19 protein-coding genes, 1 pseudogene and 1 riboswitch are annotated in these 25,511 nt (G+C 73.9%); of the genes and pseudogenes, 6 read left to right on the forward strand and 14 right to left on the reverse strand.

The window, feature by feature from the left end:
* The 6 genes from AB0K25_RS13115 to AB0K25_RS13140 all read right to left on the reverse strand — a co-directional run.
* Nucleotides 1-2,056: histidine kinase (locus AB0K25_RS13115; RefSeq protein WP_363820248.1), on the reverse strand; the 2,056-nt coding region annotated here is incomplete at its 3' end.
* A 45-nt stretch (nt 2,057-2,101) separates the two neighbouring features.
* Nucleotides 2,102-2,563, reverse strand: a complete 462-nt coding sequence (locus AB0K25_RS13120) for a hypothetical protein (RefSeq protein WP_219468526.1) — start codon at nt 2,561-2,563, stop codon at nt 2,102-2,104.
* Nucleotides 2,564-2,929: 366 nt separating this feature from the next.
* Entirely contained in the window at nt 2,930-6,121 is a 3,192-nt protein-coding gene (locus AB0K25_RS13125) for a hypothetical protein (protein ID WP_219468523.1), read from the reverse strand.
* 258 nt (nt 6,122-6,379) lie between these two features.
* On the reverse strand, nt 6,380-6,967 hold the full coding sequence (gene pgsA, locus AB0K25_RS13130; RefSeq protein WP_219470779.1) for a CDP-diacylglycerol--glycerol-3-phosphate 3-phosphatidyltransferase: 588 nt from the start codon (nt 6,965-6,967) through the stop codon (nt 6,380-6,382).
* 77 nt (nt 6,968-7,044) lie between these two features.
* On the reverse strand, nt 7,045-8,586 hold the full coding sequence (rimO, locus tag AB0K25_RS13135; protein ID WP_255597929.1) for a 30S ribosomal protein S12 methylthiotransferase RimO: 1,542 nt from the start codon (nt 8,584-8,586) through the stop codon (nt 7,045-7,047).
* Between the two features lie 182 nt (nt 8,587-8,768).
* Nucleotides 8,769-9,692, reverse strand: coding sequence for an ornithine cyclodeaminase family protein (locus AB0K25_RS13140; RefSeq protein ID WP_363820472.1), 924 nt, complete (start codon nt 9,690-9,692; stop codon nt 8,769-8,771).
* Nucleotides 9,693-9,819: 127 nt separating this feature from the next.
* A riboswitch (guanidine-III (ykkC-III) riboswitch) is annotated at nt 9,820-9,883 on the forward strand.
* A gap of 54 nt (nt 9,884-9,937) precedes the next feature.
* Here AB0K25_RS13140 and AB0K25_RS13145 point away from each other — a divergent pair.
* Nucleotides 9,938-10,252: an SMR family transporter gene (locus tag AB0K25_RS13145; protein ID WP_219468518.1), complete on the forward strand. Its 315-nt coding sequence runs from the start codon at nt 9,938-9,940 to the stop codon at nt 10,250-10,252.
* A gap of 85 nt (nt 10,253-10,337) precedes the next feature.
* Here AB0K25_RS13145 and AB0K25_RS13150 read toward each other — a convergent pair whose 3' ends face one another.
* Entirely contained in the window at nt 10,338-10,865 is a 528-nt protein-coding gene (locus AB0K25_RS13150) for a DinB family protein (RefSeq protein WP_219468516.1), read from the reverse strand.
* A gap of 159 nt (nt 10,866-11,024) precedes the next feature.
* Here AB0K25_RS13150 and AB0K25_RS13155 point away from each other — a divergent pair, with 159 nt between their 5' ends.
* A complete protein-coding gene (locus tag AB0K25_RS13155) occupies nt 11,025-11,270 on the forward strand; it encodes a hypothetical protein (protein WP_208569332.1) in 246 nt (81 codons plus the stop codon).
* A gap of 160 nt (nt 11,271-11,430) precedes the next feature.
* Here AB0K25_RS13155 and AB0K25_RS13160 read toward each other — a convergent pair whose 3' ends face one another.
* On the reverse strand, nt 11,431-13,902 hold the full coding sequence (locus AB0K25_RS13160) for a DNA translocase FtsK 4TM domain-containing protein (RefSeq protein ID WP_357534480.1): 2,472 nt from the start codon (nt 13,900-13,902) through the stop codon (nt 11,431-11,433).
* 113 nt (nt 13,903-14,015) lie between these two features.
* Between AB0K25_RS13160 and AB0K25_RS13165 the strand changes: the two genes are divergently transcribed.
* Nucleotides 14,016-14,492: a YbjN domain-containing protein gene (locus AB0K25_RS13165; protein WP_357534482.1), complete on the forward strand. Its 477-nt coding sequence runs from the start codon at nt 14,016-14,018 to the stop codon at nt 14,490-14,492.
* Nucleotides 14,489-16,101: pseudogene (locus AB0K25_RS13170) on the forward strand (YbjN domain-containing protein). The gene AB0K25_RS13165 and the pseudogene AB0K25_RS13170 overlap by 4 nt, the downstream one beginning before the upstream one ends.
* Nucleotides 16,102-16,280: 179 nt before the next feature.
* Here AB0K25_RS13170 and AB0K25_RS13175 read toward each other — a convergent pair.
* Complete coding sequence (locus AB0K25_RS13175) at nt 16,281-17,516, reverse strand: S1 family peptidase (protein ID WP_219468506.1); 1,236 nt, start codon at nt 17,514-17,516, stop codon at nt 16,281-16,283.
* A gap of 185 nt (nt 17,517-17,701) precedes the next feature.
* Between AB0K25_RS13175 and AB0K25_RS13180 the strand changes: the two genes are divergently transcribed.
* Both AB0K25_RS13180 and AB0K25_RS13185 read left to right on the forward strand, forming a co-directional pair.
* Nucleotides 17,702-18,586, forward strand: coding sequence for a helix-turn-helix transcriptional regulator (locus AB0K25_RS13180; protein ID WP_357534486.1), 885 nt, complete (start codon nt 17,702-17,704; stop codon nt 18,584-18,586).
* Nucleotides 18,587-18,765: 179 nt separating this feature from the next.
* Complete coding sequence (locus tag AB0K25_RS13185; protein WP_219468500.1) at nt 18,766-19,746, forward strand: hypothetical protein; 981 nt, start codon at nt 18,766-18,768, stop codon at nt 19,744-19,746.
* 73 nt (nt 19,747-19,819) lie between these two features.
* Here the strand turns inward: AB0K25_RS13185 and AB0K25_RS13190 are convergent, their stop codons facing one another.
* From AB0K25_RS13190 to AB0K25_RS13210, 5 genes are all read right to left on the reverse strand, one after another.
* On the reverse strand, nt 19,820-21,508 hold the full coding sequence (locus tag AB0K25_RS13190; protein WP_145918435.1) for a ribonuclease J: 1,689 nt from the start codon (nt 21,506-21,508) through the stop codon (nt 19,820-19,822).
* A 52-nt stretch (nt 21,509-21,560) separates the two neighbouring features.
* Nucleotides 21,561-22,487 (reverse strand): 4-hydroxy-tetrahydrodipicolinate synthase, encoded by a 927-nt coding sequence (gene dapA / locus AB0K25_RS13195; protein WP_357534488.1) that lies wholly within the window; start codon nt 22,485-22,487, stop codon nt 21,561-21,563.
* Nucleotides 22,488-22,533: 46 nt separating this feature from the next.
* Nucleotides 22,534-23,277 carry an FAD-dependent thymidylate synthase gene (gene thyX, locus AB0K25_RS13200; RefSeq protein WP_208569371.1) on the reverse strand — a complete coding sequence of 248 codons (744 nt, stop codon included), beginning with the start codon at nt 23,275-23,277 and terminating at the stop codon, nt 22,534-22,536.
* A gap of 215 nt (nt 23,278-23,492) precedes the next feature.
* Entirely contained in the window at nt 23,493-24,206 is a 714-nt protein-coding gene (locus tag AB0K25_RS13205) for a DUF2752 domain-containing protein (RefSeq protein ID WP_219468496.1), read from the reverse strand.
* Nucleotides 24,207-24,210: 4 nt separating this feature from the next.
* Nucleotides 24,211-25,440 (reverse strand): crosslink repair DNA glycosylase YcaQ family protein, encoded by a 1,230-nt coding sequence (locus tag AB0K25_RS13210; protein WP_357534490.1) that lies wholly within the window; start codon nt 25,438-25,440, stop codon nt 24,211-24,213.
* Nucleotides 25,441-25,511: the final 71 nt, after the last annotated feature.

Genomic DNA, 25,511 nt, shown 5'->3' on the forward strand with positions numbered 1-25,511 from the left:
CGAAACCTTCTTTATCCGGGGGGGCTGGGGGGGGGGGGGGGGGGGGGGGGGGGGGGGGGGGGGGGGGGGGGGGGGGGGGGGGGGTGTCGGGGGGTGGGAGGGGGAGGCGGACCCGGACCAGGGTGCCGTGCGGGGACCGGTCGACGAACTCGCAGTCGCCGCCCAGTTCGGCGGCCCGTTCCCGGATCGAGTCCAGGCCCACCCCGCCGGGGCGGCGGGCGACGATACCGGTGCCGTCGTCGGACACCTCGACGACCAGCGCCCGGCCCCGGCGCACCACCACGTCGCAGCAGGTCGCCCCGGCGTGCCGGGCCGTGTTGGCCAGCGCCTCACCGACGATCCGGTACGCCGCCACCTCGACAGCGGCCGGCAACCGGTGCAGGGCGTCGGCGACACTCAGCCGGACCGTCAGCGTCGGACCGTCGAAGCGCTGGCACTCGGCCCGCAGCGCCGACTCCAACCCCCGGTCCAGGGCGGCCGGACGGAGCTGGTCGACCAGTTGGCGTACCTCGCTGGTGCAGGTGAGCAGGTCGTCGGCGAGCCCGTCGAGGATGCGGGTCAGCCGGTCCTGGTCGGCGGTGGCGAGTTTGCGGGCCGCGCGTACCTGCATGGACATGCCGGCGAAGGTCGGACCGAGGCCGTCGTGCAGGTCCCGACGCAGCCGACGGCGTTCCTCCTCCCGGGCCGTCACCAGGCGCTCCCGGGAGTCCCGCAGGTCACGGATCAGCCGGGCGGTCGCGGCGGCCACCGAGGCGTGCATCGCGACGTCACTGAGCAGCCGCCGCTCGACCGGGGTGAACCGGGTACCGGCTGCCCGGCGGGCCACCACCAGCCGCCCCACCCACTCCCCGTGGGTCACCATGTCGAAGCGTTCCAGGGCGGTGGTGGCCTGGCCGTGCGCGGCGTGCACCCGGCCGGGCCGCCCGTCGTCGGCGTGCTCCCCGCCGAGTTCCACCGCCACGTACGGCACCTGGAGCGAACGGGCGATGGTGCCGGTCAGCAGCGGCAGCACCGCCTCCGGCTGGACCGTCCGCTCCAGCAGGTCACCGAGGCGGGCCAGCACCGCGTACGGCTCGTCGCGGTCGCCGTAGAGCAGCCGGTTCACCCCACGCTGCACCCGGTGCCGCAGCGGCTCGAAGGTCACCGCGATCAGGCCGGTGGCCACCAGGGACGCGTTCGAGGTGTCCCCGCGCAGCACGAGGTCCCGCAGCAGCGCGACGACCCCGACGAAGGCGGCGATCACCAGCAGGCTCATCACCAGCCAGACCAGGGTCCGGTTGATCACCTGTTCCAGCCCGTAGAGCCGGTGACGCAGCACCGCCAGGGTCATCGCGCCCGGGATCGCGATCACCATCAGCACCCACGCGCCGGAGAGGTTGAGCCAGTCCAGCAGGAAGCCGAGCAGGAACAGCGCACCGGCGGCCAGCAGGCAGGCCAACTGCTGACGGGCCTCGCCGACGGCCCGCCGCCAGCGCCGGGCGAGCCCCACCAGCACGGCGGCCACCAGCAGCAACTCGACCGCGACGGTCAGCAGGGCGACCCGGACCAGCAGCCGCGCGGTCGGGTCGGCGGCCGTCGTGGCGGACAACAGCAGGCCCCGGGGGTCGCTGGTGGCGGCCACCGCCAGCGCCACAGCCACCACCACCGTGGTGACCACCAGCCCGACCGCGACCGGCCGGAATCCCCGGCCCGGCAGCCGGCCGTCCGGGAAGACCAGCAGGGCCAGGAAGATCAGGCCGTACGGCGGCCACCAGAGCCACTGCCCCAGCCAGGCCAGCGGGGTGACAGCGGGCCAGCTCAACGCCAGCACCGCCGCCCCGGCGACGAGTCCGGCGGCAAGCATCAGCCGGCCCACCGGGTGACCGGGCAGCCCGGCGAGCACCAACCCGCCGAGCGCGGTGAACGCGACCGCGATCGTGCCGGTCAGCGCCGCCGGCCCGAGCGCCGCCGGCTGCGGATACCACCACTGCCCGGCCAGGACGAGCCCGGCGACGACCAGGCCCGCCCCGGCCAGGACCCGGCGGGACGGGGACAGCGCGGCGATCGGCGACGGCACGGCAGGCCCTCCGGGGGTTGGTCGTCGGTGGTGGGATCGGGTGGGTCAGTCGGCCCAACCGGCGGCGTGCATGGCGTTGTGCAGCCAGTTGCCGGAGTCGTGTTCGAGGTGTTCCGGCAGGGCCCCGATGATCTCGGACAGGTCCGGGTCGTCGAGGCGGGGCAGCTCGGACAGCGCCCGCTCCAGCGAGATCCGGGAGCGGACGAGCACGTCCGGGTGGTCGTGGACGTACTGCGTCACGTGCGCGACCACCGTGGCCAACCGGTTCCGGACGGCCTCCGGCTCCGCCGGGCCAGTGCCGGCCTGCAACTCCTCCAGCCGCCAGTCGGCGGAGAAGACCGGGTGCAGCCGTCGGCCGGTGACGTCGAAGAACTCGACCGCCCCGGCGAGCTTCTCGCCGAGGTCGGCGGTCGACAGCAGGTCGGCCAGGTTCTGGTAGACGTGGCAGAACGTGTCGTTGGTGGCGATCAACAGGATCCGTCGGTCGTCGCCAGCGCTCAGCGTCATGATCACTCCTTGGATGCCGGTGCGTGGACGGCGGGGCGGGTCTCCCGGCACCCGCCCCGCCGCAGCGTAGGTGGTCGACCGTCCACAGTGGCACCGCCGGGTGGACCGGCGGTCGTCGGTGAACGGTCGAACCATCGTCATCCAGGGGTCGTCCCGCCGGCCCGGGACGAATGTCCCGGGCCGGCGGGACCGATCGGCGGCACCCGACCACGTCGCACCCGACGGGCCGGCACTGCGACCCGTCGTCAGAAGGTCGCCGACGATCTGTGGGCCGCGGACGCGGAGGCGATCGGGCCACGGCGGTGTCCCGACCGGGGAGGGTCCCGGTCCCGGCGGGACCCTCCCCGGTCGGGCGTCCGTGGGCGGTCAGCCCGCCGGATGCATGCTCACCGTGGTCGCCCGGGTCATGTCGGTCGCCGCGGTCACCTCCGGCAGCCCCTCGGTGTGCCCGCCGGAACGCACCCGGGACGACCAGTGGTCGTACCGCTGGCCGAGCTGGCCGACCCGGACGAACGCCGCGCTGGCCAGGCAGGCGCTCAGCGGGTCACGCGGCTTGTCCGGCACGCTGGCCTGGACGCAGCCGGCACCGTACTGGCCCTGGTCACGCAGCGGGTCGAAGCCCGACCGCTCCCCGTCGCACGGGTTCCAGTCGAACGTCTGGACGCAGTCGGCGTAGTTGGCCACCGCCTGCGCCATCGCGTTGCGCAGGTGCTGGTGGGCCGACTGGTCGGCGTCACTACGCGGACGGCTGTAGTCGGCGGGCAACCCGTTGCCCCCGAAGAGCAAGCCGGCGAGGCTGTCGTCGAGTTCCAGCGCGGTGCCCCAGCCCAGCTCGGTGTACGCCTGCAACAGCCGCAGCGCGTCCGCGACCGCCTTGCCCTTCTGCCAGAGCACCCGGGACACCTCCCAGGTGTCGCTGCTCGGCGGGTTCGGCCCGGTGCCGGCCCGCATCACCCGGTAGAAGTACTTCTGTCGGCCGGACAGCATCGCGGCGGCCTTGCTGCGGGCGGACGTCGCCTGGGTGGCGACGACCGGGATCGCCGCCGACTCGAACGCCGGCTTGTACGTCCCCGCCCACCGGTCGGTGAGGTACTTGTTCTCGTCGTAGCAGTAGCCCTGCGGGATCGGGGACCGGACGTCCCACGAGCAGAACGTGCCGATGGGGAACACGCGGGTGGCGGTCTGCACCTCCTGCCAGTCCCCGCCGGCCCACTTCACCCGCGACCGCAGGGTGATCTGGAGGTCGCCGGTGGTGGTCTGGAACCGGGGCCCCTCGTGCTCCTCCACGTTGACGAAGTTCGCGTCGTAGCAGGTGGAGAACTCCGGGGCGTGCCCCGGCGGCATGGCGTGGCGGGCCAGGTGGAACGCGTTGGGCAGGTTGCTGCGGCGTACCGTCGACGGGATCGGCCGGCCGACCCGGCTCGCGCTGCACCCGCCGATCGACTCGGCCTCGGGAATCCGGTTCGCGGCCGGGATTTCCTGGTCCGGGCTGCCCCACATGTCGTGCACCGGCAGGGTGTCGCTGCCGTTCCAGACCACCGCCTTGCGCACGTTCTCCACCTGGGCGTTCCAGCCGGCGACCGCGGTGCGGTAGTCGGCCATCAGCGCGGTGAACAACGGGTTGGTGCCGCCGTCGGCGGTCGGCTGGCTGAACTGCCGCACCCGCTCGTTGATGGTCCGGCCGGTCTCGGCGACGGCGTCGCCCCGCCCGGCGGCCACCTGGGCGGCGAACTGCGGGTTCTCCAGTTGCAGGATGTTGTAGACCCGGGCGGCGGTGGTCCAGGCGGCGGCGTTGGCGACCGGGCCGACGGTCCAGGTGCCACCGACCCGGTTACGCGCCCACTGGCCGAGGTAGTTGATCGAACCGGCGGGCAGGTGGGTGTCGAGCACGCTGACCGGGTCGGCGAGGCTGGTCCCGGCCGGCGCGGTGAAGGTGCCCTCGTCGGAGGCGTTGACGGTGGCGAAGGTGAAGGTCGGCGACTCGGCCTTCGGGTAGTAGGTGCCCAGGTAGTCCGGGATCGGCTGCCCGGTGATCTCCTTGTGGTGCACGTACGTGGTGATCACCTGGTTGAGCTGGCTCTTGGCGATGTTCTCCAGGGCCACGTGGGTGGCGAGCGCCATCGAGTCGACCTTGCGTTCGATGGTCTGCAACTGGGTGGCGATCCGGCCCAGGTTGGCGCGTACCTCGTCGAGGCCCTTGGTGAGCGCGTCGAGCTGGGCGACCAGCCCGGCGTACATCTCCTTGAGCGCCGACTCGATCCGGTCGAACCGCTTGTCGATGCCCTTGGCGAGCCGGTCGATCTGCTGGCGCAGCTTGCCGATCTCCGCCTGGATCGCGGCGTTCGGGTCACCGCCCCCGGCGAACAGGCCGATCAGGCTCACCGCCGCGCCGAGCAGGTTGCCGGTCAGCACCGCCGTGCCCATCGCCGTCGCGGCCATGGTCAGCCCCTGCCCGAGCACCGTCGTCACGTACGTGTTGATCGCGGTCACCGAGGTCACCACGGCCTTGCCGATGGTCTCCAGCTGCTTGCCGAACTTCTTGTCGACGAAGCCGACCAGGGTGGACAGCACCGTGACGGTGGACCCGAGCCCTTCGAAGATCTTGCGGTTCGACTCGGTCTTCGCCTTCTCCGCGTCGACCACCGCCTGGCTCGGCTTCGGGTCCTGGTTGAGCGGGTACGTGTTGGCGTAGCCGACCACCTCGGTGATCCGGTTGTTGCCGTCGGCGTCGAGCACCTTCAGCGTCGCGTACGCCCGCTCCTGCACCAGCGCCTTGAAGGCGGTCGGGTCACCGCGGACGTCGCGGATCGCGGACAGCGGCACGTAGTAGCCGAGGGTGCCGGTGTTGCCGTCGGCGCGCGGCTCGTGGATCCGCGCGGCCAGCAACCCGTCGACCGGGGTACGCACCCCGGTGCCGGTCCGTCCCGCGAAGGCGCTGTCCCAGCCGGTGGCCAGCGCGTCGTCGGTGGCGGCCCGCCGGTGCAGCTCCCGCCAGGTGTCCTGGACCAGGTCCCGGGAGCGGGCGTTCCACGCCGCGTCCTGGTAGCCGCCCCGGACCAGGTTCAACGCGTCCGGCACCACGTTCGCGCCTTCCGCGCCGACCGTGCTGGCCAGGAAGGCCCGCACCGCCGGGCCGGTGGTCACCGCGCCGGTGGACTCGCCGAGCCGGGCCAGCACCGCCATCGCCACCGCGAACCGGGACCGGTCCTCGGCCCGCGCGTCGCTGACCGCCGCGTCGGCGACCGCCCGAATGGCGGCCACGTGCCCGGCCACCTGCGTCGCGTCGGCACCCGGCTGGCCGGTACGCCAGTCGAGTAGCTCAGCGGTGAGCAGCGCGTCCTTCAGGCCGACGGCCCCGGCGTCGCGTAGTTGCACGACGGCCCCGAACAGCGCCCCGTGCACCGCCTGCTCGTCGAACGGCACCGGGTCGGCGGCGCGGGCCGGACTCTGGTGCATGGTGACCGCCAGCACCGCCGTCAGGCCGGCCGCCCACAGCCGGCGGCTGCGCCACCCGCCGCCCGGGGACCGTCCCCGGGCATGTCTCGTCGCTGTCCGCACCGCTGCTCCTCCCGCCACCGGGCGCAACCCCGCCCGCCGTCGCCGGGCGTCGACCCGGTCGGGCCGACGCCGCACCGGGCCACTGAGGCCGGTGCGGTGCCGACTCTGCTGGGCGGGGCGTCCCGGGCGGCAGGGACAGCCGTCCCGCCGCCCCGGGATTGCGGCGCGGGGCCGGGAGCCGACGCGGAGGGCCGCCCGGGATCGACGCCGGCTACGCGCGGGCTGCGCGGTGCGGGCTGCGGGGCCGGGAAGTCCCGGTCAGGGGCGGGGACGGCGCAGGCGCAGGGCCTGGGCGACGTAGTCGAAGCCGGTGACCACGGTGACCAGCACGGCGGCGGCCATGATCCAGGGGCCGACGGCGACCAGGGCGGCCGGCATCGGCCACAGGTACCAGGCGATGGCCAGGATCTGCAGCGCCGTCTTGAGCTTGCCGCCCCGGCTGGCGGCGATCACGCCGTGCCGGATCACCCAGAACCGCAGCCCGGTGATGCCCAACTCACGGACGAGGATCAGCACCGTCACCCACCAGGGCAACCGGTCGTAGACGGACAGCAGCACCAGGGCCGCGCCGGTGAGCGCCTTGTCGGCGATCGGATCGGCCACCTTGCCGACCGAGGTGACCAGACCGAACCGGCGGGCGATCCAGCCGTCCACCAGGTCGGTCATCGAGGCGAACGCGAAGATCAGGCAGGCGGCGATCCGCCACCCGGTGTGGGTCATCCCGGCGGCGACCACCGACGCGGCGAAGACGGGCACCAGCACCAACCGCAGCAGGGTCAGCCCGTTGGCCGCGTTGAGCACCGGCACCCGGGCCACCGGCGGCGCGGACTCCGCCGCCCCGGTCACCGCCGCGCCCCGCTCCGGCCGTCGAGGCCCACCTGGCACCGCCCCACCTGGCTCCCCCGCTCCGTCCGGGCCCACCGTCACCGTTCCGCGCCGGGCGCCGCCGAGATCATCTCATCCGGTACGGCCACCAGGTCGACGCCCTCGGTCGCGGTGACCGTGGCCCGCACCAGGTCACCGGGGCGCAACGCGGCCAGGTCGACGCCGCCACCGACCGGGGCGACCAGGGTGGTCGAGCCGTCGACCTCGGGGGCCTGGTGCGCCGCCCGCCCCTCCACCACGCCGTCGTCGACGGTGTCGACAAGCACCTCGACCGTGCTGCCGAGCCGCTCCTCGGCCCGCTGCGAGCACAGCTCGTCGGCGAGCGCGGCCAGCCGGTCGTAGCGGCGCTTGACGGTGGCGGCGGAGAGCTTGCCGGGCAGCCCGGCGGCCTCGGTGCCGTCCTCGTCGCTGTAGTCGAACACGCCGATCGCGTCGAGCCGCGCGTCGGTCAGGAACCGGACCAGCTCGGCCACGTCCTGCTTGGTCTCGCCGGGGAACCCGACGATGAAGTTGCTCCGCGCACCCGCCTCGGGGGCGAGGGCACGGGCGCCGGCCAGCAGCTCCAGGAACCGGTCGGTGGAGCCGAACCGGCGCATCCGGCGCAGCACCGGCTCGCTGGAGTGCTGGAACGACAGGTCGAAGTAGGGGGCCACGCCGGGGGTGGTGGCGATCGCCTCGACCAGGCCGGGACGGGTCTCGGCGGGCTGGAGGTAGCTGGCCCGCACCCGGACGATGCCGTCGATCGCGGCGAGCTGCGGCAGCAGCTTCTCCAGCGCCCGCGGGTCACCCAGGTCCTTGCCGTACGACGTCGAGTTCTCGCTGACCAGCACCAGCTCACGGACGCCGGTCTTGGCCAGCCATTCCGCCTCGGCGAGCAGCTCGTCGGGGGTACGCGAGACGAACGCGCCCCGGAACGCGGGGATCGCGCAGAACGCGCACCGTCGGTCGCAGCCGCTGGCCAGCTTCAGCGAGGCCACCGGGCCGGTGTCGAGCCGGCGGCGCAGCACCTGCCGCAGGTGCGCGGGGGTATGCGCGTCGGTCTCCGGCGCGACCCGGGTGGGGGTGCCGTGGCCGGGCAGCGACACCGCCGACTCCCGCCGGGCGACCGGGGTGAGCGGCAGCAGTTCGCGCCGGTCCCGGGGGGTGTGCGCGCCGATCGCCTCGCCGGCGAGCACCGAGTCGAGCCGGGCGGCGATGTCCGGGTAGTCGTCGAAGCTGAGCACCGCCTGCGCCTCGGGGAGGCTGTCGGCCAGCTCCCGGCCGTACCGCTCGGCCATGCAGCCGGCGGCGACCACCTTGGCCCCGGTGTCGGCGGCGGCGAGCAGGGTCTGGATCGAGTCCTGCTTGGCCTTCTCCACGAACCCGCAGGTGTTGACGACCACCACGTCGGCGCCCTCGCCGTCGGTGGTGACCTGCCAGCCGTCGGCGTGCAGCCGGGCGGCCAGCTCCTCCGAGTCGACCTCGTTGCGGGCGCAGCCCAGGGTCAGCAGGGCGACCCGTCGGCCGTCGGCGGACGGCTGCGCCAGGTCGCGGCGGGGCGTCGGGCCGGCGTTGTCAGGCGTGGGGGTGGCAGACACCATCCGAGGGTACCGGGCGCGGGAGCGGGCCCGACCGACGGCGGCGTGCGGTGTAGGCCGGTTCACCCCGCCGCCCGGCCCATCGTTGATCAAATGACGAAAATGCGCACGACACGCCGGGAACACTCGCCAAAATTGCAATCCGATCATGGTGCACCCGCCCGCCGCAGACGACACACCGGCGGTCAGACCGTCGTCGCGCCCACCCGGACCAGCCGGTCCAGCAGGGCGACCTCGGTGCCGGCCAGGCCGGTAGAGCAGAACACCGACACCTGGTCCGCGCCGGTCCGGCCGGGGACCGCCCCGGCCAGCACCGCCCCCAGGTCACGCAACCGTCCCGGGTACGGCCCGACGGCGGTCAACATCGGCGGGTCGTACGCCGCCGCCTGGGCCGGCGAGTCGGTGACCAGCACCTCGGCGGCGTCGAGCAGGTCGGTGCCGAACTCGTGCCGGTGCACCTGCTTGAAGCCGACGGTGTTGACGTGGGTGCCCGGGGCGAGGTCGGTGGCCGCCAGCACCGGGGTGACGCTGGTGGTGGCGAGCACCACCACGTCCCGGTCGCGGACCGCCTCGGCGGCCGAGCCGACGGCGCGGGCGGGGATTCCCAGTTCGGCGCGGACCCGGGCGGCGAACGCCTCGCGGCGGGCCGCCGAGCGGCTGTGCACCGTCACCTCGCGCAGGGGCCGGACGGCGGCGGTCGCCCACACCTGCGTCCACGCCTGCCCGCCGGAGCCGATCACGCCCAGGGTGGTGGCGTCCGGGCGGGCCAGGGCGTCGACCGCCACCGCGCCCAGCCCGCCGGTACGCCGGGAGCCGAGTTCCGCGCCGACGGCGATGGCCCGGACCGCCCCCGTCCGGGCGTCGTGCAGCACCACCAGCTGCTCGCCGGCCGGGTGGCCGAGGGTGTCGTAGGAGCGGAAGCCGTACCACTCGTCGGTGAGCTGCCCGGCGGTGAGCACCATCCGCCCGCCGGCCAGCGGTGCGGACGCCCGGGGTGGGGCGACGAGCCGGCCGGCGTGGGCGGCCAGCAGGGCGTCCCGCATCGCCGCGACGGTGGTCGGCGCGTCCAGGGTGGCGGCGACCTGCCGGTCGTCGAAGAGCAGCGTCATGTTCCCCATGCTGCAACCTCAAGCTGACTTCAACTCAAGGTGTGGTGGGGAGGATCACCCCACCCCGCCGGCCGGCGGTGCTAGCGTCGGTCGTGGTGGCCGCGTGGGCAGGTCGGTGCCGCGGCTCCTACCGGCCCGCAGCCACCCCGGACGAGTCGTGGGCGTACCCGGTCAGGCCAAGACGCCCCGTGACCAACCGACTCGTCCCGGCCGGTCCGGGACCCGCACCCCCGAGGTGATGCCCGATGGCCTGGATCGTGCTGGTGCTCTCCGGACTCCTGGAGACCGCGTGGGCGGTCTCCCTCGACCGCAGCGCCGGATTCACCCGGCCACTGCCCTCGGCCGTCTTCGCGGTCACCCTGGTCGCCAGCATGGCCGGCCTGGCGTACGCGCTGCGCGACATCCCCGTCGGCACCGGCTACGCGGTCTGGGTCGGCATCGGGGCCGTCGGCACCGCACTGGTCGGCATGGTGGCCCTCGGCGAGTCGACGAGCCTGCCCCGACTGCTCAGCCTGCTGCTGGTGGTGGCCGGCGTGGTCGGCCTCAAGCTCTTCCACTGAGCCGCCCCACGCCCGCGGCCGGGCCGGCTGCCGGTGGACGGCCGGTCCCGGCTGCCGAGCCCGCTCCCCGGGACCGGCCGACGGGTCAGGGCCGGCTCGCGTGCCGCAACAACCGGAGTTGGCCGACCTCGGCGACGTTCTTCATCAGCTCGGCGTTCACCCAGGCGATCATGTGGGCCACGGTGTACGCGGGGTCGTCCCGCCACGGGAACGACGCGGTCGCATCGAGGTCGACGTCGCTGAGCTGGTCGAACACCGCCAACCATGCGGTACGGAGGTCACCCAGCCACGCCACCGTCCGGTCCCGGTCACCGGGCCAACCGATCTCGTCACGTTCCCGCGGCCTGCGCCCCCGCGCATGGTCGGCAGCGACCGTCCACCACCAGCCGATGTGCCAGGTGATCCACCCGATCGTCGGGACCGGGACCGGGTCGGGCTCGACGTCCGCCCAGTCCGGCGTCCATCCGCCGTCGGCATCCGGGCGCATCGTCCAGCAGTACGGCACGGGTTCCCAGAGCAGGTCCGCCGCCTCCAGGCGCTCCAGGTGGTACTCGAACAGGGACCAGGTCAGATCGAACTGCGACCGCAACAGGTCACGACGGGATGCCGGCACCGGGTGATGCTGCCACACCGGCCGGCCGGATCGACCGGAATTTCCGCGCCGGCACCACAGCGGGCCGGGTGGGATATCGCCGCCGGGTGCGTAGTTTCCGTCCGGTGTGGGTAGTGATCGATCACCACAGCACTCATGTTCCCGACCACGGAGGACGTCATGGCCGACACCCACGCACCCGCCCGCCCGCGTACCAACGCCGCCCGCATCTGCACCATCCTGGCGTTCGTCTTCGCCGTCGTCGCGTTGCTGATCGCCCCGGTCATCTTCGGTGTCATCGGCCTGGTGCTCGGCATCGTCGGTGCGGTGCTCGGCGACAAGCCGCTGGGCTGGTACGCCGCCGCCGCTAACGTGGTGGCCATCATCCTCAGCCTGGTGATCGTCAGCGCCATGATGAACAGCTGACTGACGCCTTCCCGCGAACGGGCCCGCCGGCATCCCGGCGGGCCCGTCGCACGTCCACGGCCCGTCGCACGTCCACGCCCACGAACCGTCGCACGCTCACGGTCACGGTCCGTTGCGGACCCGACCGGTGGGACCGTCGCACCGACCGGCCCCGCGCAGGTCAGTCCACGTCGCCGCGCAGGCCGTCGAGGACCTCTTCCAACTCGTCCGGCTTGACCAGCACGTCGCGGGCCTTGGAGCCCTCGGACGGGCCGACCACCCCCCGGGTCTCCATCAGGTCCATCAGCCGACCCGCCTTGGCGAAGCCCACCCGCAGCTTGCGCTGGAGCATCGAGGTCGAGCCGAACTGCGAGGTGACCACCAGCTCGACCGCCTGCACCAGCAGGTCCAGGTCGTCGCCGATGTCCTCGTCGATCTTCTTCTTGCTCTCCTGCGCCGGGGCCAGCACGTCGGAGCGGAACTCCGGCTCCCGCTGGTCCTTGCAGAACTTCACCACGTCGGCGATCTCGCGCTCGGTCACCCAGGCGCCCTGGATGCGGACCGGCTTGGACGCGCCCATCGGCAGGAACAGCCCGTCGCCCCGGCCGAGCAGCTTCTCCGCGCCCGGCTGGTCGAGGATGACCCGGGAGTCGGCAAGCGACGAGGTGGCGAACGCCAGCCGGGACGGCACGTTCGCCTTGATCAGACCGGTCACCACGTCGACGCTCGGCCGCTGGGTGGCCAGCACCAGGTGGATGCCGGCGGCGCGGGCCAGCTGGGTGATCCGGACGACCGAGTCCTCCACGTCGCGCGGGGCGACCATCATCAGGTCGGCCAGCTCGTCCACGATCACCAGCAGGTACGGGTACGGCCGCATCTCCCGCTCGCTGCCCGGCGGGGCCTTGATCTCGCCGTTGCGTACCTTGCGGTTGAAGTCGTCGACGTGCCGGACCCCGTTGGCGGCCAGGTCGTCGTAGCGCATGTCCATCTCGCGGACGACCCACTCCAGCGAGTCGGCAGCCTTCTTGGGGTTGGTCACGATCGGGGTGACCAGGTGCGGGATGCCCTCGTACCCGGTCATCTCGACCCGCTTCGGGTCGATCAGCAGCAGCCGCACCTCGTCCGGCGTGGCCCGGGTCAGAATGGACACCAACAATGTATTAAGACAACTGGATTTCCCGGCTCCGGTGGCCCCCGCGATCAGGATGTGCGGCATCTTCGCGAGGTTGGCCACCACGAAGCCACCCTCGATGTCCTTGCCGAGGGCGACCACCATCGGGTGGTGGTCGCTGGTGGCGGCCCGGGAGCGCAGCACGTCACCGAGGGCCACGTTCTCCGGGTCGGTGTTGGGGATCTCCACCCCGACCGCGCTCTTGCCCGGGATGGGGCTGAGGATCCGCACGTCGGGCGACTTCACCGCGTACGCGATGTTGCGGGAAAGCTGGGTGATCCGCTCGACCTTGACCCCGTGGCCCAGCTCGACCTCGTAACGGGTGACGGTCGGGCCCCGGGTGAAGCCGGTGACCTCGGCGTCCACCCCGAACTGGTCGAAGACGCCGGTCAGCGCGGCGATCACCTCGTCGTTGGCCTTGCTGCGGGTCTTCGGGGCCGCGCCACCGGTGAGCATGTTGGCCGGCGGCAGCGCATAGTCGCCGGCCAGCCCGGTCAGCGCGAGCTGCTCGGCCCGGGTGGGCGGGGCGGAGTGCTCCGGCGGCTCCACCGGCTTGCGGCTGGCCGGCACCCGGCTCGCCGGCCGGCGGGGCAGCACGATCGTCTCCTGGAGGTCCACCTCCGGGCCGACGTCGGCGAAGTCGTCCGGGTCTACCGGCGGTGGGGCGGCCTTGCGGGCCGGCCGGCGGCGGGCCGGCTTCGGGGCGACCGCCACCTCCTGCTCCTCGTCCTCCGCCGGGGCGTCGGGCGGGGCGACCAGCGTGCCGGCGAGCAGACCGAGCCGCTCCGGGATCTTGTTGATCGGGGTGGCGGTGACCACCAGCAGGCCGAAGACGAGCAGCAGAATCAGCAGCGGCATGGCCACCCACGCGGTGACCCCCCGCTCCAGCAGGTCGCCGATCCCGGCGCCGACCAGGCCACCGGCGTAGTCGCGCTGCACCGGGTCGACCGGATTCTGTCCGATGTGCAGCATCGCCGCCGTGGCGACCAGCATGGAACCCCAGCCGATCAGGCCACGCCCCCGGTGCTCCGGGTCCACCGGGGTACGCATCAGCCGCCACGCGCCGATCATCAGCAGCACCGGCACCACCACCGCGATCGCGCCCAGGAACAGGCGCACGGTGTCGGCCAGGCGCGCACCGAACGGGCCTGCGCCGGAGAACCAGATCGCCACCGCGCTGAGGATGGCCAGGCCGAACAGCAGCAGCCCGGCACCGTCACGGCGGTGCTCCGGGTCCAGCTCCCGGGCCGAGGCCGCCTGCCGACCGGCGGCCCGGAACCCCCACCCGACCCCGTGCGCCAGACCCATCCACAGTGCCCCGACGGCACGACCCAGGTAGGCCGCCGGAGCGGGCCGGGGGGCCGGACGCCGTCGCGCCGTCGCCCGGGTGGTCTTCTTCGCCGGCTGACGGGCACGACTGTTCGTGGTACCGCGCGGCGACGCGCCGCGTCGCCGACTCGCCTGAGAGGTACGGCCCGCCATAGAGTCACCGTAACGGCGTTACCCGGCAGACCGCCGCTTTTCCGGGTCGTGTCCGCGCGTCGCAGCGCGTACCACGCCCGCAGACGTGTTATTCGCCTCAGAAGGGATGCCCGATGGCGTCGCCTGCTTTCGCGGACCGTCCGGACCCGCTGGCGGGTCACCCGCAGGCCCTGCGTCCGCTGACCGCCGACCTGGTCGCCGCCGTGCTGGCCCACCGGGGGTACGCCGTGGTCACCGACGACGACGGGGAGCTGGTGGGCCGCTGGGACGACAGCCTGATCTGGTTCCTGCGCCGGGGCACCCTCGACGAACTGCTCCAGATCCGCACCGTGACGGCACCTACCTTCGGCATCGACCACGTGCCGGCGCTCTACACGTTCTGCAACACGTGGAACCACGACCAGCTCTGGCCCAAGGCGTTCGTGCACGTCGGCGACGACGGCCGGGCCCAGGTCTGCGGTGAGGTGGTCACCGACCTGGAACGGGGGGTCACCCCGCACCAGCTCGACCAGTTGCTCGACTGCGGCATCACCGCCGGCTGCCGGCTCGCCGCCGCCGTCGGCCTGCTGCCCGGGGGGACGCCCGGATGACCGCCGGGTTCCGCCCCGGGGCGGACCGGCCACCCGCCCGCCGCGATCCCACCCTGGCGTCCGCGCTCGCCGGGGCCGCGGATCTGCCCGACGGCGAGGCCCGGCTGGCCGAACTCGACCGGATCGCCGCCCGCGCCGACGCGCTCGGCGACCCGCACTCCGCCCTGGACGCCCGGTTCGCGCTGGTGGCGGCCTACCTGCGGCACGGCGGGCGGTGGCGGATCATCGAGCCGGTACGCCGCCTGCTGGCCGCCGTCGACGGCTCCCCCGACCTGCTCGACGGCCGGCCCGGCGACGCGGAGCTGCTGCGGCGGCACCTGCGGCAGGCGGTGGAGGCGGCGATCGGCACCCCCCGGATCGGGCTGGACCAGGCGCAGTCGTTCCTCGACGCGCTGGCCCGGCGGGTCGGCGAGGACGCGGGTGTGGTCGCCCAGCTGCGCTGCCGGCTCGCCGACCACCGCGGCGACGAGCCGACCGCCCGCCAGTGGTACGAGCGGTGGACGGCCGCCGAGGCGGACCCGGAGGCCGGTTGCCCCGGCTGCCTGCTGGTACGCCGCGCCGACCTGCTCGCCGGTTGGGGCGACGACCGGGCCGCACTGGACACGCTGCGCCCCGCGCTCGACGGTGGGGTCGACTGCACCGACCAGCCGGAACGGGCCCTCGCGGTGGGGCTGCTGCCGTGGCTGCGCACCGGGGCGACCGCACGGGCCGCGACGGCGCACCTGCGGGCGTACCGGCGGCACCGGCGGGAGCGGGCGGCGTTGCCGTACCTGGCCGCGCAGTTGCGGTTCTGCGCGTTGGCCGGGCACCCGGACCAGGCTTTGGACATCCTCGCCGAGCAGCTGCCCCGGCTGGACCACCCCTACGACGACCTGTCGGCGATGGAGTTCGCCGCCGCCGGGGCGCTGGTCTGCGCGCTCGCCGTCGAGGCCGGCCGGGACGGTCGACGGGTACGCCGTCCCGGCCACGGCGACCGGCCCGCCGCCGAGCTGGACGTGGCGGCCCTCGGCACCGACCTGTCCGCCGAGGCGACCCGGTTGGCGGGCAGCTTCGACGCCCGCAACGGCACCGGCCACCACGCCGGCCGGATCGCCGCCTGGCTGGCCGGACGACCGACCGGTGACCCGGTGACCCGGTGCCCCTGCCCGAGCCGGACGGCGTCGACGAGCCCGACGACGAACCGTTCCTGCCCTCGGCCGAGGAGCCCGCCCCGCTGAGCCTGACGCAGCTCACCGCCGTGCTGGACGTCCGGGGCGACGTGTACGCGGTGGACGCCGCAGGCGTGGTGGTGGGTCGCTGGGACGAGGCGGTGGTGCAGTTCCGCCTGTTGGGCGGGCACGGGGAGATCCTGCACGCCCGGGTGGTGGCGGCCCGGCGGCTGGCGGCGGGACGGCTCGCCGAGGCGTACGAGTTCTGCAACGCCTGGAACCACGACCGGCTGCTGCCGAAGGCGTACGTGCACGAGCTGCCCGGCGGTGAGCTGGTGCTGGCCGGCGACGTCACCACCGACCTGGCGCACGGGGTGGCCCCGACGCAGCTCGGCATCCTGGTCGACGCGGCGGTGAGCACCGGCGTCGCGTACGCCAGGGCCGTCGCCGCCCTGCCCTGACCCGCCCGGCGCCGAACAGCCCAGCCCCCGAACAGCCCAGCGCCGTGCCGCCGCCCCGGGCGGCCCGGACGCGGCGCGACCCCCGACCACCGGGCGGTGGGGGTCGGGGGTCGCGGTACCGGAGGCCCCGGCGCAGCCTGTCGACAGCGGCAGGGGGCGGGGCGCGGCGGGTGGTGCGGTCAGCGCGCCGACCCGGCGGTCCGCGCCCGCATCCGGGTGGTGGTCTGCGGCTGCGCGTCCTGCCGGCCGTCGGCGGTCACCAGGGTCAGGTTGTTGCGCTCCAGGATCTCGTTGACCGGCTGGAAGAAGGTGACCCCGCCGACGGTGCAGTCACCGGAACCGCCGGAGGTGACGCCCTGCGCCTGGTCGCCGGAGATCCACGAACCGCCGGAGTCACCCGGTTCGGCGCACACGTCGGTGCGGGTCAGCCCGGTGACCGTCCCCTCCGGATAGTTCACGGTGGCGTTGCGGGCCTGGACGACACCGCAGCGGGCCCCCGTGGTGGAGCCGGAACGGCAGATCGACGCGCCGGCCGGCATCTCGGTGGAACCGTTGACCGGCACCACGCCGCCGTTGAAGTCGTTGACCACCCCCTGCGGGGTCCACTGGCCGTTCGTGCGCACGACCGCCCAGTCGTCCCCGGGGAACGACGACGCCGCGAAGACGCCCTGCTGGGCCTGGTTGAAGCCGGTCGTCCGGTCGCCGACCCGCCCACAGTGCCCGGCGGTGACGAAGCCGCCCACCACCGAGAAACCGATCGAGCATCGGCCCACGTCGTTGATGAAGAACGGGTCCCCGCCGACCAGGTCGAACAGTGGACGCGGCTGCTCCCGTGAGGTGGTGATCCGGACCGCCCCGGCCGGGGCCCCGCTGCCCGCCGCCCACCGGCGGGCCCGCGACTCGGCACCCGGCTGGGCGAGCACCACCACGGAGTTGGTGGCGACGTCGACGTACCAGCCGGTGATCGCCGGGGACGCCTGCCGACCCACCGAGTCGAGCCGGCTCTTGGCCGCGTCCAGCTCGGTGACCGCGCGGTCCACCGGCTTGGGCACCGCACCGGCGGCCCGGACCCGCTGCGCCTGCGCCGGGTCGGCGACCGCCACGTTGAGGGTGGAGCCGTCGTCGCTGAGCCACGCCCCGCCGTAGTCGTTGCCGAGGGCGGCCCGCAGCCGGGCCAACCGCCCGGTGGCCTGCTGCTCGGCGGTCAACCGCCGGACCGCCTGGTCCCGGCTGATCCGCAGGTCACGGCTGAGCGCGTCCACCACCTCCGGAGCCACCCCGCCGGTGGCCTTCGGGCCGGTCCCACCGGCGTTCGGCGTGCCCTGGTCCCCGGCGAACGACGGCAGGGTGACCGCCGCCGTCAGTCCCGCTGCCGCCAGCACGACGCCGATCGCTGTCATCCGTCTGCGGTCCATCCGTCATGCTCCTCCCGGCCGACGCGGGGTACGCCCGCCGCGATGGGGTACGGAAACGGGTACCGCCCGGATGAGCCGATCCACACTTATCGACGGACCGTGTCCATCCCGTCACGCAGTCGGGCGTCCTGGCTACCCCTGACAGGGTGTGGTTGGCCGGGTGGCCGCCGCCAATACTGGGAGTCATGCAGGCATCAGGACAGCTCGGCGAGTTCCTCCGCTCGCGCCGCTCCCGGCTCAGCCCCGAGGAAGCCGGGGTGGTCACCTACGGCGGACGGCGACGGGTCCCGGGGCTGCGCCGGGAGGAGCTCGCCCTGCTGGCCGGGGTCAGCGCCTCCTACTACGCCCGGTTGGAGCAGGGCCTGGCCACCAACGCCTCCCCCGAGGTGCTGGACGCGCTCAGCCGGGCCCTGCGCCTCGACGACGCCGAACGCCGTCACCTGTCCGGGCTGGCCGCCGGTGGCCGCCGCCCGGTCGCCCGCCGGCCCCCGCCGGAGCGGGTCGATCCGACCGTGCGGCAACTGGTCGCCGCACTCGGCGACGTACCCGTGCTGGTGCTCGGCCGTCGCCTCGACGTGCTGGCCTGGAACGTCGCCGGGCACGCCCTCTTCGCCGGGCACCTGGAGCCGGCGGCGGTGGACCGGCCGGACCGGCGGCCGAACATGGCGCGGCTGATCTTCCTCGACGCGCACACCCGTGACCTGTACGTCGACTGGCCGGCCAAGGCACGAGCCGTGGTGGCGACCCTGCGGGCGACCTCCGGGCAGCACCCGGCGGACCCGTTGCTCGCCGCGCTGGTCGGCGAGCTGGCGGTACGCAGCCCCGAGTTCGCCGCCGCGTGGGCCGACCACCGGGTCAAGGCCGGCGGCCACGCCGGCTACGAGATGCGACACCCGGTGGTGGGCGTGCTGGCCGTCACCCAGCAGACCCTGCGGACCGAGGACGACCAGGTGCTGGTCGTCGCCACCACCGCGCCGGGTTCCCCGTCCCAGGCGGCGATGACGCTGCTCGTGCACACGGCGGTCACCGGCCGGGCCGCCGACCGGCAGCCGTTGCCCGCGCCCGGCTGACCCCGCGCCCCACCCGGGCAGCAGAGCGGCTCTGCTGCCCCACCCGCACCGGCGGGCCGGCGTGAGCCGGCCGGTCGACGCTGCGCCGACACCGCGAGACGAGGGCACCTGACCAGGTGCCGGACCGTCCGCGCCCGAAACCGGGCCCACTCCCGGGCCCCTCACCAGAAGGACGAACCATGCGCAGAAGAATCCTCACCCTCGCGGTGGCCGCCGCGGCGGCCGGCGCCCTGGCCGTACCGTCGGCGGTCCCGGCGTCGGCGGGCGTCCCGGCCTCCGCCGTCACCCCGGCCCGGTCGGCCCCGGCGGCACGGATCGCGGTCCACTTCGACCTGACGCGGGGGCAACTGCCGGAGAACATCACCCTGGGCCCCGACGGCACGGCCTACCTCACGTTCGCGGCGGCCCGGCAGGTCGCCGCCGTCGACCCGGCCGGCCGGACCCGGGTGCTGGCCACCCTGGCCGCGCCGGCCGACGGCGGCGTCGCCACCCCCGTGCTCGGTTTCGCCCTGACCAGCGGCATCGTCCGCACCGACGACGGCACGATCTATGTCCTGTACGCCAGCGGCGACGCCGCCAGCACGGGTCTGTACCGGATTCCGCCGGGTCAGACGCCCCGGCGGATCGCCGCGCTACCGGCCGACGGGCTGCCGAACGGGCTGGCGCTCGACCCGACGAGCCGGACGTTCTACGTCACCGACTCGGTGCGCGGCACCATCTCGACCGTCCCGCTGGCCGGTGGTCCCGCCCGGGTCTGGTCGTCGGCGTCCGCGCTCGCCCCGACCGGTTTCCTCGGCGTCAACGGCGTCAAGGTCCGGGGTGGCGCGGTCTGGGCGACCAACCTGGACCAGGGCACCCTGCTGCGGATTCCGCTGCGGGCGGGCCGGCCGGGTGCCGTCGAGGTCAGGGCGACCGGGCTGGTCGGCATCGACGACTTCGCCTTCGCCCCCGACGGCCGGGTCGTCGCCGCCCTCAACGGGCCCAACACGGTGGTCGGCATCGACCACGACGGGCGGACCCGGACCCTGCTGACCGGTGCAGACGGGCTCCAGAACCCGACCTCGGTGGCCGTACGCGGGCACACGGTCCTGGTGGCCAGCGCCGCCTACGTCACCGCGACCGACCCCAACCTGATCGTGGCCACCCTGCGCCACCGCTGAGCCCACCGGCAAACGGGCCGGCCACCGTCGTCACGACGGTGGCCGGCCCACGGCGTCCGGGTGGGGAACCCGCTCAGACCTCGACCACGGTCGGGACGATCATCGGACGGCGGCGGTACGCGTCGTTGACCCACCGCCCCACGGTGCGTCGGACGATCTGTTGGAGCTGGTGCGGATCGGTGATGCCGTCCGCGGCGGCCCGGTTCAGCGCCTCGGTGACCAGCGGGATCACCGGGTTGAACGCGGCCGGGTCCTCGGAGAAGCCCTTCGCCGACAGGGTCGGGCCGGCGACCACCTTGCCGGTGACCGAGTCGACCACCACTGTGGTGGCGATGAAACCGCCGTCGCCGAGGATCCGCCGCTCGGTGAGCAGCGACTCGCTGACGTCGCCCACGGCCAGACCGTCGACGTAGACGTAACGGCTCTTCACGTGCCCGACCACACTGGCCCGGCCCTCGACCAGGTCGACGACGTCGCCGTCCTCGCAGATCACCACCCGGTCCGGGGCGACGCCGGACTCGATGCCGAGCCGCGCGTGCGCCCGCAGGTGCCGCCACTCGCCGTGCACCGGCATCAGGTTGCTCGGCCGCACCACGTTGAGCAGGTAGAGCAGTTCACCGGCGGGGGCGTGCCCGGAGACGTGCACCTTGGCGACGTCCTTGTGCACCACCACCGCGCCGGCCCGGGCCAGCCGGTTGATCACCCGGTAGACCGAGGTCTCGTTGCCGGGGACCAGCGACGAGGCGAGCACGACGGTGTCGCCGGGGGCGATGGTGATGTGCCGGTGGTCGCCGCTGGCCATCCGGCCCAGGGCGCTCATCGGCTCACCCTGCGAACCGGTGGACATCAGCACGATCTGGTCGGGCGGCAGCGTGGTGGCTTCCTCGATCCCGATGACCAGGCCGGCCGGGATGTTGAGCAGGCCGAGGTCGCGGGCGATGCCCATGTTGCGGACCATCGACCGGCCGATCAGCGCCACCTTGCGGCCGTGCTCCAGCGCCGAGTCGAAGACCTGCTGCACCCGGTGCACGTGCGAGGCGAACGAGGCGACGATGATCCGCCCCTTCGCCTTCGCGAAGATCGAGTCGAGCACCGGCCCGATCTCCCGTTCCGGGGTGACGAAACCGGGGATCTCGGCGTTGGTGGAGTCCGACAGGAGCAGGTCGACACCCTCCGCACCGAGCCGGGCGAAGCCGGCCAGGTCGGTGATCCGGCCGTCCAGCGGGAGCTGGTCCATCTTGAAGTCACCGGTGTGCAGCACCAGGCCCGCCGGGGTACGCACGGCCACCGCGAGCGCGTCCGGGATCGAGTGGTTGACCGCGAAGAATTCGCACTCGAACGGGCCCAGCCGCTCCCGGCCGCCCTCCCGGACGGTGAGCGTGTAGGGCTGGATCCGCCGCTCGGCCAGCTTCGCCTCGACCAGGGCGAGGGTGAACTGGGAGCCGACCAGGGGGATGTCCGGCTTGTGGGCGAGCAGGTACGGCACCGCGCCGATGTGGTCCTCGTGGCCATGGGTCAGCACGATCGCCTGCACGTCGGCCAGCCGGTCCAGGATCGGCCCGAAGTCGGGCAGGATCAGGTCCACGCCGGGCTGCTCGACGTCGGGGAAGAGCACCCCACAGTCGACGATGAGCAGCTTGCCGTCGTACTCGAAGACGGTCATGTTCCGACCGATGGCACCGAGTCCGCCGAGCGGGATGATCCGCAGCCCGCCCTCGGGCAGCGGCGGGGGCAGTTCACCCTCGAATTGCGCCTCGGTCACGCGTCCACCTCATTCTGCGACGCCGTAACCCGGCGTCCGTCGTGTCGTTCGGTCATTCGGGCAGGTCCAGGCCCGCCGCCGCGCAGTCCGCGCGCAGCAGGGCCAGTTCGTCGTCGGTGGCGTCCGCCAGCGGCGGCCGCACCGGCCCGGCGGGCAGGCCCGACACGTTCAGGCCCGCCTTCACCAGGATGGTGCCCGGGCTGCGGAAGATCCCGGTGAGCAGCGGCATCAGCCGCCGGTGCAGGGTCAGTGCCGTGCCGGAGTCGCCCGCGTCGTACGCCTCGATCATCTGCTTGACGAGCGCGCCGGTGAAGTGGGTCGAGGTGCCGACCAGGCCGACCCCGCCGATCGCCAGGGTAGGCAGGGTGAGCGAGTCCTCGCCGCTGTAGAAGGCGAGGTCGGTGCGGCTGGTCACCCAACTGGTGGCGGTCAGGTCACCCTTGGCGTCCTTGACCGCGACGATCCGTTCGTGTTCGGCCAGCCGCACCAGCGTCTCGGTCTCGACGGCCAACCCGGTGCGGTGTGGCACGTCGTAGAGCATGATCGGCAGGCTGGTGCCGTCGGCGACCGCGGTGAAGTGCCGCAGCAGGCCCCGCTGCGGCGGCTTGTTGTAGTACGGCGTCACCACCAGCAGGCCGTGCGCGCCGGCCTTCTCCGCCGCGGCGGCCAGCTCGATGGTGTGTCGGGTGTCGTTGGTGCCGACGCCGGCCACCACCTGGGCCCGGTCGCCGACCGCCTCCACCACCGCCCGGAGCAGGGCGTCCTTCTCCGCGTCCGTGGTGGTCGGTGACTCGCCGGTGGTGCCGTTGATCACCAGCGCGTCGTTGCCCTGCTCGTCGACGAGGTACGTCGCCAGCTGGACGGCGCCGTCGAGATGCAGGGAGCCATCGGCGGTGAACGGGGTCACCATCGCGGTGAGCAGTCGCCCGAACGGGCGCGACAGGCCCCGGTCGGGGGTGGCAGGGTGGTCGTGCGTCATGCTCACAACCTAGCGGACGAGCACCGGACGTCCGGTGGGGAAGGGCTCAGGACAGCTGTGCGTGCGGGCTCGTCGCCACCTCGGTGCCGTCGGGCAGGGTGGTGACGGCGAAGTCGGCGAACACGTTCGGGGCCACCCGCTGGAGCTGCCGCAGGCACTCCACGGCCAGCTCACGGATCTCCACGTCGGCGTGTTCGGTGGCCCGCATCCCGATGAAGTGCCGCCAGGCGCGGTAGTTGCCGGTGACCACGATCCGGGTCTCGGTGGCGTTGGGCAGCACCGCCCGGGCCGCCTGCCGGGCCTGCTTGCGGCGCAGCGTCGGGTTGGGTTCGTCGGCGAACCGCTGCTCCAGCCCCTCCAGCAGCTCGGTGTACGCCCGGACGCTCGCCTCGGCCGCCTCGACGAACCGCTTGTGCAGCTCCGGGTCGTCGGCGATCACCGCCGGCTCGACCATCGCCGCGTCCCGCTCCGGGACGTAGCGCTGGGAGAGCTGGGAGTAGGAGAAGTGCCGGTGCCGGATCAGCTCGTGGGTGAACGAGCGGGACACCCCGGTGAAGTAGAAGGTCACGCTGCCGTGCTCCAGCACCGACAGGTGCCCGACCTCCAGGATGTGCGCCAGGTAGCCGGCGTTGGTGGCGGTCGCCGGGTTCGGCTTCTTCCAGCTCTGGTAGCAGGCCCGGCCGGCGAACTCGGCGAGCGCCTGGCCGCCCTCGGCGTCGGTCGACCACGGCACGTCGTCGGGGGCCTGGAACTGGGTCCACGCGATCAGCTGCACCTGGGGCTGCACCATCTCCGGCATTCCTGCGACTGTAGTGGCCGGGTGGGCTGCGGGGAAACCCGGGCCGCCGCCCCTGACCAGCGCGATCACCGATGGTGCGGGTTCCGGGCGGCCGGCGGGTGGCCAAGGTCTCGCACCGGGGCCACCGGGTGACGTCGTCGCAGCCGACCGCCCGCCCCGGTGTGTCACGGTCGGGCCGGCGACGGGGGCTGCCCGGCGCGGCCGGGTCAGACGTAGAGGGCGGTGAACGGGGGCCAGGGCAGGTTGCGCAGCACCGAGAAGGCCAGCCAGACGGCGAGGAACCCGCCGATCACCGGGGAGCTGAGCCGCAGCTCGGGCAGCCGCCACCCGAACGCCTGCTTACCGGCCCAGGCGACGAAGAGGTAGGCCAGGAAGGGCACCGCGAAGACGAAGACGACGTGGTGCCGGGCGGCGGCGGGCAGGTCGGCGTGCAGGAGGTACCACAGCGCGCGGGTGCCCCCGCAACCCGGACAGTCCAGCCCGGTGGTCAGCTTGAGCAGGCAGCTCGGCGGGGCGTCCGGGTCACTGGTGGTCGGGTCACTGACCAGCGCGTACGCCATCCCGGCGCCGACGCAGCCCAGGGCGGCCAGCGGGGCCGCCCAGCGCGGCGAACGGGCGTGCAGCCGGAGCACGAAGCGGGTGAGCCGGTCCGGCTCGGGCTGCTGCCACGCCACCGGCGGCCCCGCCGACCAGGAGCCGGGGGGCAGCCCCTCGACGTTTCCGCCCACCCCCGGGTGCGGGTGCCCGTGGACGGCGGCCGGGTCGGTCGGCGTGCCGACGGGGTACGGACCGGTTGGCGTGCCCACGGGGTACGGGTCGCTCAGCGTGTGGGTGGTGCCGGCCGGCGCGGAACCGGTCGACGTCGGATCGGTGCCCTGCCCCGACCGGCTCGGCCCGGTCGGCCCGTCAACGCTCGTCACGGCCTCACGGTACACCGGTGAGGCTGCGCAACGCGGCGGCCAGCGGGGCGGCCAGGTCACCCGCCGCAGGTGGGGCGACCGCGTCCAGGCCGAGCCAACCGGCGAGCCGACGCAGCTCGGCGGCGAGCGCGACGGCGGTCTCCCCCGGGTCGACGCCGGGCTCCTGCCAGGCCGCCGGCACCAGCAGCACCCCGGCCTTGCGGTCGGCCTTGAGGTCGACCCGGGCGGTGAACCGTTCCCCCTGCAGGAACGGCAGCACGTAGTAGCCGTGCACCCGCTGCGCGGCCGGCACGTAGATCTCGATCCGGTAGGCGAAGCCGAACAGCCGTTCGGTGCGGGCCCGCTCCCAGACCAGCGGGTCGAACGGGCTGACCAGGGTGTTGCCCCGGACCCAGCGGGGCAGCCGGGCGTCGACGTGCCGCCAGGCCGGCTGCCGCCACCCCTGCACCGTCACCGGCACCAGCTCACCGGCCTCGACCAGCTCGGCGACGGCCTGCCGGGCACCGGCCAGCGGGAGCCGGAAGTAGTCCCGCAGCTCCGGCTCGGCGGCCACCCCCAGCGACCGGGCGGCCACCGCGACCAGGGTCCGGTACGCCTCGGCGTCGGTCGGCGTGGGCGCGTCGAGCACGGCCGCCGGCAGCACCCGTTCGGGCAGGTCGTAGCGGCGGGCGAAGGAGGGCGTCCGGTCGGCGGCGGTGACCTCGCCGGCCCAGAAGAGGAACTCCAGGGCCCGCTTCACCGCCGACCAGTTCCAGCCCCAGTGGCCGGTCTCCCGGGGCGCGTCGTGCTCGATCTCGGCGGCGGTCAGCGGCCCCCGCGCGGCGACCTCGTCACGGACCCAGGCGACCAGGTCGGGCTGCTCCTCGGCGATCCGCCGCATCCCGCCCCAGGCGTCGTCGCGGGCCTTGGCCATCCGCCAGCGCAGCGCGGGGTGCAGCCCCACCGGCACCAGGGACGCCTCGTGCCCCCAGTATTCGAACAGCTCCCGGGGGCGGCGGTAGGCGGCGGTGTCGAGCAGGGCGGTCGGATAGGGCCCGAGCCGGCTGTAGAGCGGCAGGTAGTGCGCGCGTTGCAGCACGTTGACCGAATCCATCTGGATCAACCCGACCCGGTCGAGCACCCGGCGCAGGTGCCGGCGGGTGGGTGCCCCGGTGGGCGTCGGGTCGGCGAACCCCTGGGCGGCGAGCGTCAGCCGCCGGGCCTGGGCGAGCGAGAGCGATTCCGGTGCGACCATCGCCGACGACCCTAGACCAACGGTACGACACCGGAGCGGACGCTGGACCGACCGCCCGTCGAGGCATAGAA

Origin of the sequence: Micromonospora sp. NPDC049257, assembly GCF_040678915.1 — a bacterium.
GTDB classification, from domain to species: Bacteria; Actinomycetota; Actinomycetes; order Mycobacteriales; family Micromonosporaceae; genus Micromonospora; species Micromonospora antibiotica.